Origin of the sequence: Microvirga arsenatis (assembly GCF_009910705.1) — a bacterium.
GTDB classification, from domain to species: domain Bacteria; phylum Pseudomonadota; class Alphaproteobacteria; order Rhizobiales; family Beijerinckiaceae; genus Microvirga; species Microvirga arsenatis.
This window is the reverse complement of record NZ_JAAAXJ010000010.1, coordinates 36,268-48,824: the sequence shown is the minus strand read 5'-3', so window position 1 is coordinate 48,824 and position 12,557 is coordinate 36,268. Positions and strand designations below refer to the sequence as shown.

The following is a 12,557-nucleotide window of genomic DNA, read 5'->3' as shown; positions in this document are numbered from 1 at the left end:
CAAAGTCGAGGAAGGAACGACCCTAGCGGACCCGCTCCTTGCCCCAGTTCTCGTGCGCCACCTGGTCCGCGACCTTGCGCTCGTTCTGGGTCAGCCTGCGGCGGCGGCTGAAAACGGCCATGAAGATGCCGATCAGCAACGGCCCTCCGACGATGACCAGCGCCCAGACCCAACCATCGGCGATATCCCACATCGTACGTCTCCCTCCGCAAAGCCGACGGATGCGGCCCTGCCGTTCTTCGAAGGGCTAACCGGCATGGAAAGTCGTTGTTCCGCCGAAAGTCTTTGCTTAGGCAGGGCGGCAGGCCGCCTCGATGGGAGCCGGTCCACCAGATGTGCCCGGAGCTTCAGCGCACCCCATGCCGATCCTCATCACAGATGCCGACGATCCCCGGATCGAAGCCTATCGGGCTGTCAGGGAGCGCGACCTCGTCGGACGCCAGAACCGTTTTGTGGCCGAAGGCGAAGTGGTGCTGCGGGTTCTGGTCCGGCAGCCTCGGTTCGAGATCGAATCGCTCCTTCTCGCGGAGGGCCGCGCCGAAGGCTTGGCCGACCTCCTTGCCCTGCTCTCCCCCGAGGTTCCCGTCTACAGCGCGAACCGGACGGTGATGGACACGATCGTAGGCTTTCCGATCCACAGGGGCATTCTGGCCGTTGCCAAGCGTCCGCCCATGCCCTCCGCCGAGGCCCTCTTGGACAGCCTGCCCGCCAGGGCTCTCGTCGTCGGGCTGATCGGCCTGACGAACCACGACAATGTGGGCGGCATCTTTCGCAATGCCGCCGCTTTTGGAGCCGATGCGGTCCTGCTCGACCGGGAGACCTGCGACCCGCTCTATCGCAAGGCGATCCGCGTCTCGGTCGGGGGAGCCCTCGTGGTGCCGTTTGCCCGCGCGGCGTCGGGAATCGCCCTCATGACAGCTCTCAAGGCTGCGTCCTTCGAGGTGATTGCCCTTTCCCCCTCAGGCCGTGAGGTTCTCTCGCAGGTGCGGCCCTCCCGGCGAACCGCTCTCCTGCTGGGAGCCGAGGGGCCGGGGCTGCCGGAGGATGTGCTGGCGGAAACCCGGACCGTGTCCATCCCCATGAGCGGCGGCTTCGACTCCCTGAACGTCGCCACCACGAGCGGCATCGCCCTGCACCATCTCACCCGCGCGGAGCACGATCCCGCTCTCTGACTTGTGAAAGGCTGCTCCCTTGCGTCCAGGCTTGGCCGTTCTAGGTTTTTCCTCCCTTGTCTGGAGACGCTCATGACCATCACGCGACGCACCGTTCTTGCCAGCACCGCCCTTGCCGCCGCTCCCCTCGGAGGTCCCGCCTTGGCACAAACCACCCCTGCAGCCCCTGCTCCGGTTCAGGGAACCGGCACACGGCAGGCTCCGGGCTTCTACCGTTACAAGGTCGGGGACATTGAGGTGACGGCCATCAATGACGGCTTCGCCCAGCGCCCTCTGGAAGGCTTCGTCCGCAATGCGGAGCTGTCCCAGGTGCAGCAGGCGATGCAGGAGGCCTTCCTGCCCACCAGTGCGCTGCCGATCGCCTTCAACACCCTCGTGCTCAACCAGGGTGGCAGCCTGACCCTGATCGACACCGGCAACGGCGACATGGGCGCGCCGACCTCCGGCCGCTGGATGGCTAATTTCCGCGCTGCCGGCTTCGATCCCGCCCAGGTGAACGCGGTCGTCATCAGCCATTTCCACGGCGACCACATCAACGGCCTGCGGCTCAAGGACGGCACCGCCGTGTTCCCCAACGCGGAAGTGATGGTGCCAGCCGCGGAATGGGCCTTCTGGATGGATGACGCCCGCATGAACCAGGCGCCGGAGGCCATGAAGGGCGCCTTCCAGGGCGTGCGCCGCGTGTTCGGCCCCATCGCCTCCAACGTGAAGCGCTACGAGATGGACAAGGAGGTCGTGCCCGGCCTCACGGCCGTCGCGGCCCCTGGGCACACCCCCGGCCATACGGTCTACATGCTCTCTTCCGGCAACGGCAAGCTGATGATCATGTCCGACACCACGAACCACCCGGCCCTGTTCGTGCGCAACCCGGACTGGTCGGCCGTGTTCGACATGGATGCCGATCAGGCCCGCGCCACGCGCCGCCGCCTGCTCGACATGGCGGCCTCCGAGCGGGCGCAGGTCGCCTTCTATCACGCTCCCTTCCCGGGCACGGGCCACGTCGCCAAGGACGGCAACGGCTTCCGGTTCGTTCCGGTCCAGTGGAGCCCGGCCGTCTAATCCCGGCCTTCCGTTTCCGTGAACAGCCACTCCAGGGTGGCCGCATCTCCGCCGGTCGGCTCGATGAAGAGCACGACCGGCGTTTCGTAAGGGTGCCGTTCCTTGAGCGCCCGGCTCACCTCGTCCTGCAGTCCCTTGCGGGTCTTCAGGATCGCAACCGCCTCCTGCCCCTGCTCGATGGCACCTTTCCAGGAATAGACCGAGCGCATGCCCGGCAGCACGTTGATGCAGGCAATCAGCCCGTCGCGGACGAGCCCCTCCCCGATGGACAGGGCGGTGTCCACATCGGGAAAGGTCGTATAGACGAGAAGTGGGCGATCCATGCTATGCCTTTCCTCCGCATCCGGTCGGACGCAGCGAGGGTAACTGGGCATGGCCCGCCGTTTCAACAGCATCGCATTCGTGGCCAGCAGCGCCCCTGACGCTCAGAGCGCGCTCAAGGCCCTCCAGGACCGGTATGCCCACGTCTCCCCCGAGGAGGCGGACGTCATCGTGGCCCTTGGCGGCGATGGACTGATGCTGCAGAGCCTTCACACCTTCATGGGCACGGCCAAGCCCATCTACGGCATGAACAAGGGCACGGTCGGCTTCCTGATGAACGACTTTCGGGAGGACGACCTCTACGAGCGGCTCGAGGCGGCCGAGCGCAGCGTGGTCCACCCGCTGCTGATGGTGGCCTGGGACGTGCACGGGGTGGCCCATACGGCGCGGGCGATCAACGAGGTCTCCATGCTGCGCCAGACCTATCAGGCGGCCAAGCTGCGGGTGAGCGTCGACAACCGCGTGCGGATTCCCGAGCTCATCGCCGACGGTACCCTGGTGGCGACACCCGCCGGATCGACCGCCTACAACCTGTCCGTCGGCGGCCCCATCCTGCCGCTGAACGCGCCGCTGCTTGCCCTGACCCCGATCTCCGCCTTCCGCCCGCGACGCTGGCGCGGCGCCCTGCTGCCCGATTATGCCAAGATCCAGGTCGAGGTTCTGGAGGCGGAGAACCGGCCCGTGAGCGCCGTGGCCGATCACACGGAGTTCCGCAGCGTCTCCCGCGTCGACGTCTCGATGGACCGCAGCGTCGATCTCGTGATGCTGCACGATCCCGGCCACAGCCTGGACGAGCGCATCCTGCGGGAGCAGTTCGGCTATTGAAAAAGCAGAAGGCACGGGCTTAACCGTGTGCCGTACACCAGCGTGAGGTAAACGTCATGAACGATGAGACAAGGCACCCGCGGGGCGGCCTCTATTTCGAGGATTTCACCGTCGGCACCACCATCAAGCACCGCCTGACCCGGACGGTGACCCAGATGGACAACATGCTGTTCTCCAACATGACCCTGAACCCGCAGCCGCTCCATATCGACGCGCATTTCTGCGCCACGGAGACGGAATGGGGCAAGCCGCTCATGAACTCCCTGTTCACCCTGGGGCTTCTCATCGGCATCTCCGTCAACGACACCACCGTGGGCACCACCATCGCCAATCTCGGCATGACGGACGTGAAGTTCCCGGCGCCGGTCTTCGAAGGCGACACGATCAACGCCACGACCGAGATCGTGGCGAAGCGCGAGTCCAAGTCGCGCCCGGATGCGGGCATCGTCGAGTTCATCCACCGGGCCTACAAGCAGGACGGCACCCTCGTCGCCGAATGCCGCCGCCAGGCTTTCATGCGCAAGAGGAACGCCTGATGCGCTCCCTGCTCTTCGTGCCGGGGGACAGCCCCAGGAAGCTGGAGAAGGGCCTGATGTCCGGAGCCGACATCCTCCTCATCGATCTGGAGGATTCGGTCGCCCTCCCGGCCAAGGAGGAGGCGCGGCGGGTCACCTCCGAATTCCTGAGGGAGCAGCAGGCGAAGACCGGGCGCCCGCGCCTCTTCGTGCGCGTCAACGGCCTGACCACCGGCCTCATCGATGCCGATCTCGATGGGGTGATGGGCGCAGGCCCCGATGGGATCGTGCTGCCGAAGACGGTCGGCGGGGCGGACGTGGCGCATCTCGGTGCCAAGCTTGCCGTGCGCGAGGCGGAGTTCGGCCTCGAGGACGGCGCCACCCGCATCCTGGCCATCGCACCGAGAACGCCGCCGGCGTCTTCGCGCTGGGCACCTTCGCCGGCGCGAGCCACCGGCTGATGGGTCTGACCTGGGGCGGAGAGGACCTCTCGGCGGATCTCGGCGCGGAAGCGAACAGGGACGAGAGCGGCGCCTATACCGATCCCTACCGGCTCGCCCGCTCCCTGACCCTGTTCGGCGCGGCCGCCGCAGGGGTCGATGCGGTGGATTCCGTCTTTACGAATTTCCGCGACATGGCGGGGCTCGAAGCCGAATGCCGGGCCGCGCGGAGGGACGGCTTCGTGGCGAAGATGGCCATCCACCCGGCCCAGGTGCCCGTCATCAACGAGGCCTTTACCCCCTCACCGGAGGCCGTTGAGCGGGCACAAGCCGTGATCGAGGCCTTCAGGAACAATCCGGGCGCCGGGGTCGTCGGCGTGAATGGGGAGATGCTGGACCGCCCCCATCTGCTGCGCGCCGAGCGGCTGCTGAGGCGGGCCGGCCTGTAGAGGCAGGATCCCATCCTGGCCGCAGCGGAACCCGGATAGGCAACGGGTTCGCTTTTAGGCACATGCGAAACACCGGCTCAATGCCGAATCAAATCGGCAGGCCCTCTCCATCCATGTAGTTCAAGAAACGTTATCTCCTCTCCATATAGGGCCGGCAGCCCTGGCCGCCTGTGCTTTTTGTCTCTCCCTTAGCCGCGCGGCACCGAGGACAGGCATCGGCGAAACCGATCCGGGCTGCAGCGTGCGGTTCAAAACTCGGCCGTTCGGCCAAGTGAGGAGACACGATGCCCATCACATTCCGCGAAGGTTCCTGGTATCAAAACGACGCTCAAATCGCGGCCGGCACGAGATCTGTGGAGGACGGGGGGCAAACCTTCCTCTTGGTCGATCATGCAGCGCGAGGCTACCAGACGATTCAGGAAGCCGCCGCGCAGGCGCCTGCCGGCGCAGTCGTCCTTGTCGCACCCGGTACCTATGCCGAGCAGGTCAGGGTCGAGGGTGCCGACGGCCTGACGATCAGGGGCGCCGGCGCGGGCGTTGTGATCACCTGCCCCGACGCCCTGACGGCCGTGCGCTCGGATTACTGGGGTTCGGACGTGGCTGCCGTGATCTCGGTCGACGACTCCAGCAATGTCAGGATCTTCAACGTCACCGTGGACGGTGCAGGAAAGGGTGACGCCAGGCCGGCCGGGTCCGGCTTCGCAGGTGTCTTCTTCAACAATTCCTCAGGCGCGCTCGTGGATTCCGACGTGAAGGGCGTTCACCTGCAGGAGAGTCACTTCGGCGTTCAAACCGGCATGGCCGTCGTCGTGACCAATGACGATGAGAACAAGGACAACACCTTCTCCGCAATCGGCAACGGCTTCACCGATTTCCAGAAGGCGGCCATCGTCGTTCGTCAGGCCAACGTGACCATCAGTGACAACGAGATCGAGGGCACCCACACCGATGCCATCGCTCAGAACGGCCTCGACCTTGGATATGGAGTGACCGGTGACGTGTCCGGCAACACGATCACCGGCATCGGGTATACCAAGATTGATGCGTCCTCCTCCGGCATCATCGTCACGTCGACCGCGACCGATCTCGCCATTTACGGCAACACGATCACCGGCGTCAGCACGACCGACAGCTTCGTCGGAATCATGCTCCAGACCCAGGGGCCGGGAACCGGGATTTCGGTTTACGGCAACAGCATCGACACCGCTCAGTACGGGATCTATGAAATCGTCGCGACCAATCCCAGTGCGGTCGACACGGACGGGCCGAACGGAGACGCTCCCAATCAGGTCACGAACGTCACCAGTGGCTACACGCTGGATACGGCCGATGTTCCGAACATCACGACTCCCTTCGAGCGCACGGGCACGAACGGCAACGACTCTCTGCAGGGCCAGGCCGGTGCCGACAGGCTGAACGGCGGCGCTGGCAATGACGAGATCTCCGGCGGCGCTGGCGACGACGTTCTCACTGGCGGCGATGGCTCGGACGCCATCGACGGCGGCGGCGATGTCGACACCTACTATCTCCACGGCCCGCGCGACGGCTTCTCCTTCCTGCGCCTGTCCAACGGGCGGGTGCAGGTCGCCGACATGAGCGGGGGCTCGGCCGACATCGATATCCTGTCGAATGTCGAACGGATCTCGTTCAACGGTCAGGTCAGTTCGCTCGACGATCTGCTCGCGGAGGGCAATGTCCTTCCTGCGCAGGCCATCGACGAGGACAGCCCCTGGTCCTTTGTGGTTCCCAGAGGCGTGTTCGATGCGGCTGCCACAGGCTTCGTTGCGACGCTCGCGGACGGGTCCGCCCTGCCGGCCTGGCTGAGTTTCGACGAGGCGACCCGGACCTTCTCGGGAACGCCCCCACGGAACTTCAACGGAAGCGTCAGCCTGAAGGTCTCATCCGAAGGCGGAGACTTCGCCTCCTCGGTCACGTTCTCGTTGTCGGTCAGGCCGGTCAACGACGCGCCGCACGACATCACCCTGTCCCAGGGCCGGGTGGAGGAGAATGCCGGGGCCGGGACGCCCATCGGCACCCTCACCGGCACCGACGTGGATGGCGGCCCCCTCACCTTCTCGCTCGTGAACGATGCCGGCGGGCGCTTCGCGATCCAGAACGGCCGGCTGGTGGTCAAGGACAGCTCCAGACTCGACCACGAGCAGGCGACCACCCACACGGTCACGATCCGGGTCACGGATGCCGCGAATGCAAGCTATGACGAAACCTTCTTGATCGAGGTCGGCAACAGGATCAATGAAACCGTCCTCGGCTCCTCGTCCTCCGATATCCTCAAGGCCGATGCCGGCAGGGATACCATCAGCGGCGCCGGCGGGGACGACACGGTCTATGGCGGCTTTGGCCACGACAGCCTGCGGGGCGATGCCGGCCGGGACGTGTTCGTGTTCGACACCAAGCCCAGCCAATCCGCGAACAGGGACAAGATCGCGGACTTCACCGTGCGCGACGACAGCCTCTGGCTCGACAACGCGGTGTTCACCAAGCTCGGCACGAGGGGCACGGACGCCAGCCCGGCGCAGCTCAAGAGCGGCCACTTCGTCAAGGGCTCGGCCGCCAAGGACAAGAACGACCACGTCATCTACGATGCCAAGAAGGGCGTGCTGCTCTACGACGCCGACGGCTCGGGCAAGGGCAAGGCGGTGGAGATCGCCACCCTCGCCAAGCACCTCGCCGTCACCCACAAGGACTTCTTCGTGATCTAAGCCGAATTCGGCAGATCCGTGGATTCTCCGAACGAAGCGCCCCGCGACCTGCCATCGCGGGGCGCTTTCTCATGGGATTGGTACCCGAAACCGGACGGCCTCAGCCGCCGGGACGGGTGATCGAGAACTTCGTCTCCGGGGTCGCCACGAAGTAGTCTCGGTAGCCGGCGCGGGCGATGGGGCGCATGGCAGCCGTATCGACGAGGCCGTTCACGATGAAGCGGTCGTCGATGTGGATGCCGACCACCTGCCCGATCACCAGGTAATAGGACGGCTCGCCGCCGCCGAGGGGCTCGAGCGGCACGGTCTGGAGCCACTTGCACTCGAGCGCCGCCGGAGCCTCCGCCAGCCGCGGCGGCTTCACAAGGCGCGACGGAGCGGGCCGGAGGCCCGCATGCTCCATCTCGTTCTGTCCCCGCGGCAGGGCTGCCGAGGTCGCGTTCATCTGCTCCCTCAGGTCGTAGGTCGCCAGGTTGCAGACGAACTCCCCCGTTTCCTCGACGAAGGCGAGCGCATCCTTTCGGCCCGCAGACGAGAACGCCACCATGGGCGGACGCTCGGAGACCGCATTGAAGAAAGAATAGGGCGAGAGGTTCACCTCCCCCCTGCCGCTCACGGCGGTGATCCAGCCGATGGGGCGCGGGGCCACGATGGCCTTGAAGGGATCGTGGGGCAGGCCGTGGGCGTTGGTCGAGGTCTCGTAGAACATGATGGAGCATTTCCCCGGCGAAGTGGGCACCGGTTCGCCGCAGGACACGCGACGAACGTCTAGACATTCAGAACCGCGTCACGATGTCCTCGAGCCGGGGCCGGTCCCGGTCCGAGGGCGTTTCCTTGGCCGTGCCGATATGGACGAAGCCGGCAATGCGCTCGTCCGGCTTGAGCCCGAGGGCATCCAGCACCCGCCGGTCGAAGGCCGCCCAGCCCGTGAGCCAGGAGGCGCCGTAGCCGAGGAAGGTTGCGGCATTGAGGAGGTTCATGCAGACGGCGCCGGCCGAGAGAACCTGCTCCCAGTCCGGGATCTTCACGTGCGGCACCACGCGGGACACCACCGCCACCACCAGGGGAGGATTGGCGAAGCGCTCCCGCTCGACCGCCACCTTCTCCGCATCCGCTCCAGGGTTGTCCGCCTGGAAGGCTTCCGCCAGCACGCTGCCGAGGCGCTGCCGCCCCTCGCCCTGGATCAGGATGAAGCGCCAGGGAACGAGCTTGCCGTGGTCCGGCACCCGGGAGGCGACCCGCAGCAGGGTCTCGATCTCCTGCTCGCTCGGCCCCGGCTCGCCCAGCCAGCGCGAGGGCACCGAGCGGCGCTGCAGGAGGCGGGAAAGGCTTTCATTCATGGGAGCTTCATCCAGCTTGAATATTGTGAAACAATGACAATGGAGGCCGAGGCGGCGAGCCAAGGCGGGCGGAGATCCGCCATCGTCTCGCCGTCTTGCTGCGCTTGAGGGAGCGCAGGCGTCCTCAGGGCGGACCGCTGCCGCAGAAGAAACAGCAGCGGATGTATAGGGGGAGTGCGGTTCTACGCCAAGCAGGTTTCAGCCCAGGCGAACCCGGCGGCATGCTCAGGCAGGCCGAGGGGATGAGCCTGGGAACAAGAACAGGCGTCAAGCCGCATCGGGGCAATGCAGACATCGTTTTTCGGACCAGACCTTCCACGCTCGCCGGCCGCTTGGTCGAGGCGGGAGACGCTTCTCGCCTGCGGCCTCATCCTGGCCGCCTGGGCCGCCGCCGCATCGTTCTGGCCCCTGACCGGCACGGTGGTGCCCTGGGACTCCAAAAACCACTTCTACCCGATCTTCCGCTATCTCGGGTCCGCCCTGGCCCAGGGCGAGCTCCCCCTCTGGAATCCCTACCATTTCGGCGGCCATCCCTCGGCGGCTGACCCGCAATCCCTTCTCTTCACCCCCACCATGCTGCTGTTCGGATGGCTCCTCCCCGAGCCGTCCATGCAGGTCTTCGACGTCGTCGTCTTCGCCCATTTCCTGCCGGGCGCCCTGGCCTTCGTGCCGATCTTCCGCCGGAGGGGATGGCATTCCTCAGGCGCCGTCGTGGCGGCGCTCGTCTTCATGCTCGGCGGCTCCGCGACGGCGCGGCTCCAGCACACGGGCATGATCTTCAGCTACGGCTTCTTCCCCCTCGCCTTCTGGCTGCTGGAGGAGGCGCTGGACCGGCGCTCCTACGCCTATGGCGTGCTGTTCGCCTTAAGCGCGGCGATGATGGTCATCGGCCGCGATCAGGTGGCCTTCCTCTGCGCCCTCACCCTGATCGGCGTGGCCGCGCACCGGATCTGGACCGCGCCGCACGCGCTTGCCTATCTGAGGTCCCGCCTGGGCCTTCTCCTCACCATGGCCCTGATCGGCGGCGGGCTGCTGGCCGTACCCGTCGTTCTGACCATGCAGTTCCTCGCCACCTCGACGCGACCCTCCTTCGGCTTCGGCGTCGCCGCCATGGGCTCCCTCCCGCCCGAGAGCCTGGCGACGATCCTTTTCGGCAACGTCTTCGGCTCCCTGCGCTGGACCTATGACTACTGGGGTCCCGACTGGCACAGCCTTCAGGAGGGAACCTGGACCGACCGGGCCACGAACTACCTCTTCATCGGCACGATCCCGGCGCTTCTGCTGGTCTGGCACGGCATTGCCGGCGGTCGGCTCTTCGCCCGCGAGTTCCGGTTCTTCCTCGTGGTCGGGGTCGCGGCGGTTCTCTACGCGCTCGGGCGCTACACCCCCGGCTTCGAGATCATCTTCGACCATATGCCGGGCGTGAACCTCTACCGCCGTCCGGCGGATGCCACCTTCCTCGTCAACATCGCCCTCGCCTTCGCCGGCGGCTATCTGGTCCATCGCTATGCGATGGAGGGCATGCCGCGCTGGAGCCGGGACGCCCTCGGACGGCTCTGGGCGGTCCTCCCCCTGGTGGCTCTCGGGCTCGTAATCGCTGCCGTCGCCAGCGCGCTCACCTTCGCGATCAGGGGCGGGCATGTCTCCTCCGCCCTGGCGGAGATCGGCGTAAGCCTGGCTGCGGCTGTCCTCGCCATGGCGGCTATCGCCCGGTTCGCAGGCGCCCCGCGCTGGCGGGGAGCCATGGCCCTGGTGCTGGTGACGCTCACGGGAGCCGAGCTGATCGGCCGCCATGCCGCCTCGGCCCTCAACGCGGAGCCTGCGGAGCGCTACACGGTCTTCACCCAGCTGCCGCCCGAGCAGCTTCAGGGCCTGCAGATCCTCAAGCGCGAGCTTGCCGAGCGCAACGCCCGCGGCGAGTACCCGCGCGTCGAGATCCTCGGCCTCAAGGGGGCCTGGCAGAATGCTTCCATGGTGCTCGGGATCGAGGACATCATCGGCTACAACCCCCTCCGGCTCGCCGATTACGAGCGCGCCATCGGCCCCGGCGAGAACGCCGAGGACCCGAACCTGCGCCGGTTTCCGACGAGCTTCCGCGGCTACGAGTGCGAGCTCGCAAGCCTCCTGGGCCTCGATTACCTCGTCCTGGACCGCCCCGTGGACAAGCTGCCCCGCCACTTCCCCCGTCTGACCGATGCCGAGGTGGTCTACGGCACGGGCCGGATGTGGATCTACCGCCTGAACGCCTCCGCGCCGCGCGCCTACGTGGCGCATCGGGTGCTTCCGGTCGATTCCGCCGCCGCCCTCGAGGAGGACGAGCTGCCCGAGTTCAACCGGGAGACGGAAGCGCTCATCGACCAGGACAGCATGCCCCTGCTCGGCGGCTCTTATGCGGCGACCAATCCGAAGGGGTCCGGCACAGGGAGCCAGGCGCGCATCGTGAGCTACCAGAGGAACTCGGTCACCGTGGAGGTGGAAGCCGGCGAGAAGGGAATTCTCGTGCTGCACGACATCCACTACCCGGGCTGGGAGGCCTGGGTGGACGGCGAGCGCCGTCCGATCCTGCGCGCCAATCTCCTCTTCCGCGGCGTCGAGGTTCCTGCCGGGCGGCACCGGGTCGAGTTCCATTTCCGCCCCATGTCGCTGGAGAATTTGGTTTCCGCCGCATCCGGGCTTATCAAGGGCGAGGATGAGCCGATCCGCACCGCGGTCGCCTCCCCGCTTCAGTAGGATTGCTTTTCAGACGATGCTTTTTCGCGTGAAACGGCCGATTTCCCTGCTTGGCCTGGTGGCGGCCCTGGCCGCCTCCGGGGCGGCGGCCCAGTCGCCGGCCGTGCCGTCCATGTCGCAGAACCTGCCGCCGATCTCCATCGGACAGGTCACGCTGAACGCGGGCGCGACCTTTGCGGGCAGCAACGAGCCGATCCGTTCCGGCCTCGTCTGGCGCATCTACGAGGATCGCGGGGATGCGTCCCAGCCCGTCATCGTTGCCCGCTCCACGAGCCCGACGCCCAGCTTCACCCTCCAGCCCGGCAACTACATCATTCACGTGGCCTACGGCTTTGCGAGCGCCTCCAAGCGCATCAGCGTGCAGCGGGGAAACCTCAACGAGCGGCTCGCCATCAATGCGGGCGCCCTGCAGCTCAAGGGCGCCGTGGGCGGCAGCCCCATCGCGCCGAATCGCCTGAGCTTCTCGGTCTACGTGCCGGAGGCCCAGAACTCCGAAGGCCGCCTCGTCATCGCCGACGCCAAGGCGAACGACATGATCCGCCTGCCCGAGGGCACCTATCACGTGGTCTCCACCTATGGCGACGCCAACGCGATCATGCGCAGCGACCTCAAGGTGGAGTCCGGACGCGTGACGGAGGCGACCCTCAACCACCGCGCCGCCACCGTGACCCTCAAGCTGGTGGGTTCGGCAGGGGGCGAGGCCTTCGCGGGAACGGCCTTCAGCGTGCTCACCCCCGGCGGCGACGTGATCCGCGAGGCCATCGGCGCCTTTCCTTCCGTCACGCTCGCGGAGGGCGAGTACATCCTGATCGCGCGCCATGACGGCAAGGTCTACACCCGGGAATTCAAGGTCGAGAGCGGCCTCGACCGGGACATCGAGGTCCTCGCCCGACCCTGAGCCTCCTGAACCTTTCCCCTCCCGCGGCATTGACCGAACGCCATCATCGGTCGCGCCGCGCATGAGCCTGAACTCCAAAGGCGCGCGA

Annotated in this window: 11 protein-coding genes and 1 pseudogene; 8 read left to right on the top strand and 4 right to left on the bottom strand. The window is 66.6% G+C overall.

Annotated features, from left to right (window positions below; translation table 11 throughout):
• Positions 1–22: 22 nt before the first annotated feature.
• A complete protein-coding gene (locus tag GR303_RS17185; RefSeq protein WP_161724237.1) occupies positions 23–193 on the bottom strand; it encodes a hypothetical protein in 171 nt (56 codons plus the stop codon).
• Positions 194–359: 166 nt separating this feature from the next.
• On the opposite strand from GR303_RS17185, the gene GR303_RS17180 reads away from it, so the two are divergent.
• Both GR303_RS17180 and GR303_RS17175 read left to right on the top strand, forming a co-directional pair.
• On the top strand, positions 360–1,172 hold the full coding sequence (locus GR303_RS17180) for a TrmH family RNA methyltransferase (protein WP_161724235.1): 813 nt from the start codon (positions 360–362) through the stop codon (positions 1,170–1,172).
• A 72-nt stretch (positions 1,173–1,244) separates the two neighbouring features.
• On the top strand, positions 1,245–2,231 hold the full coding sequence (locus GR303_RS17175; protein ID WP_161724233.1) for an MBL fold metallo-hydrolase: 987 nt from the start codon (positions 1,245–1,247) through the stop codon (positions 2,229–2,231).
• Here the strand turns inward: GR303_RS17175 and cutA are convergent.
• Positions 2,228–2,554, bottom strand: a complete 327-nt coding sequence (gene cutA / locus GR303_RS17170) for a divalent-cation tolerance protein CutA (RefSeq protein WP_161724231.1) — start codon at positions 2,552–2,554, stop codon at positions 2,228–2,230. The genes GR303_RS17175 and cutA overlap by 4 nt on opposite strands.
• Positions 2,555–2,603: 49 nt before the next feature.
• On the opposite strand from cutA, the gene GR303_RS17165 reads away from it, so the two are divergent.
• The 4 genes and pseudogenes from GR303_RS17165 to GR303_RS25195 all read left to right on the top strand — a co-directional run bounded on the left by GR303_RS17165 (position 2,604) and on the right by GR303_RS25195 (position 7,501).
• Positions 2,604–3,377, top strand: coding sequence for an NAD kinase (locus GR303_RS17165; protein ID WP_161724229.1), 774 nt, complete (start codon positions 2,604–2,606; stop codon positions 3,375–3,377).
• A 56-nt stretch (positions 3,378–3,433) separates the two neighbouring features.
• Positions 3,434–3,913, top strand: a complete 480-nt coding sequence (locus tag GR303_RS17160) for a MaoC family dehydratase (protein ID WP_161724227.1) — start codon at positions 3,434–3,436, stop codon at positions 3,911–3,913.
• Positions 3,913–4,781: pseudogene (locus GR303_RS17155) on the top strand (HpcH/HpaI aldolase/citrate lyase family protein). Before GR303_RS17160 ends, GR303_RS17155 begins: the two are co-directional and overlap by 1 nt.
• A gap of 284 nt (positions 4,782–5,065) precedes the next feature.
• Positions 5,066–7,501: a putative Ig domain-containing protein gene (locus GR303_RS25195; RefSeq protein WP_161747589.1), complete on the top strand. Its 2,436-nt coding sequence runs from the start codon at positions 5,066–5,068 to the stop codon at positions 7,499–7,501.
• A 100-nt stretch (positions 7,502–7,601) separates the two neighbouring features.
• Here GR303_RS25195 and GR303_RS17145 read toward each other — a convergent pair whose 3' ends face one another.
• Together GR303_RS17145 and GR303_RS17140 are read right to left on the bottom strand one after the other, a co-directional pair.
• Entirely contained in the window at positions 7,602–8,210 is a 609-nt protein-coding gene (locus tag GR303_RS17145; RefSeq protein WP_161724221.1) for a flavin reductase family protein, read from the bottom strand.
• A 67-nt stretch (positions 8,211–8,277) separates the two neighbouring features.
• Positions 8,278–8,841, bottom strand: coding sequence for a nitroreductase family protein (locus GR303_RS17140; protein ID WP_161724219.1), 564 nt, complete (start codon positions 8,839–8,841; stop codon positions 8,278–8,280).
• A 285-nt stretch (positions 8,842–9,126) separates the two neighbouring features.
• On the opposite strand from GR303_RS17140, the gene GR303_RS17135 reads away from it, so the two are divergent.
• Both GR303_RS17135 and GR303_RS17130 read left to right on the top strand, forming a co-directional pair.
• Positions 9,127–11,571, top strand: a complete 2,445-nt coding sequence (locus GR303_RS17135) for a YfhO family protein (protein WP_161724217.1) — start codon at positions 9,127–9,129, stop codon at positions 11,569–11,571.
• A gap of 16 nt (positions 11,572–11,587) precedes the next feature.
• Positions 11,588–12,469 (top strand): DUF4493 domain-containing protein, encoded by an 882-nt coding sequence (locus tag GR303_RS17130; RefSeq protein WP_161724215.1) that lies wholly within the window; start codon positions 11,588–11,590, stop codon positions 12,467–12,469.
• The last annotated feature ends 88 nt before the right edge of the window (positions 12,470–12,557 follow it).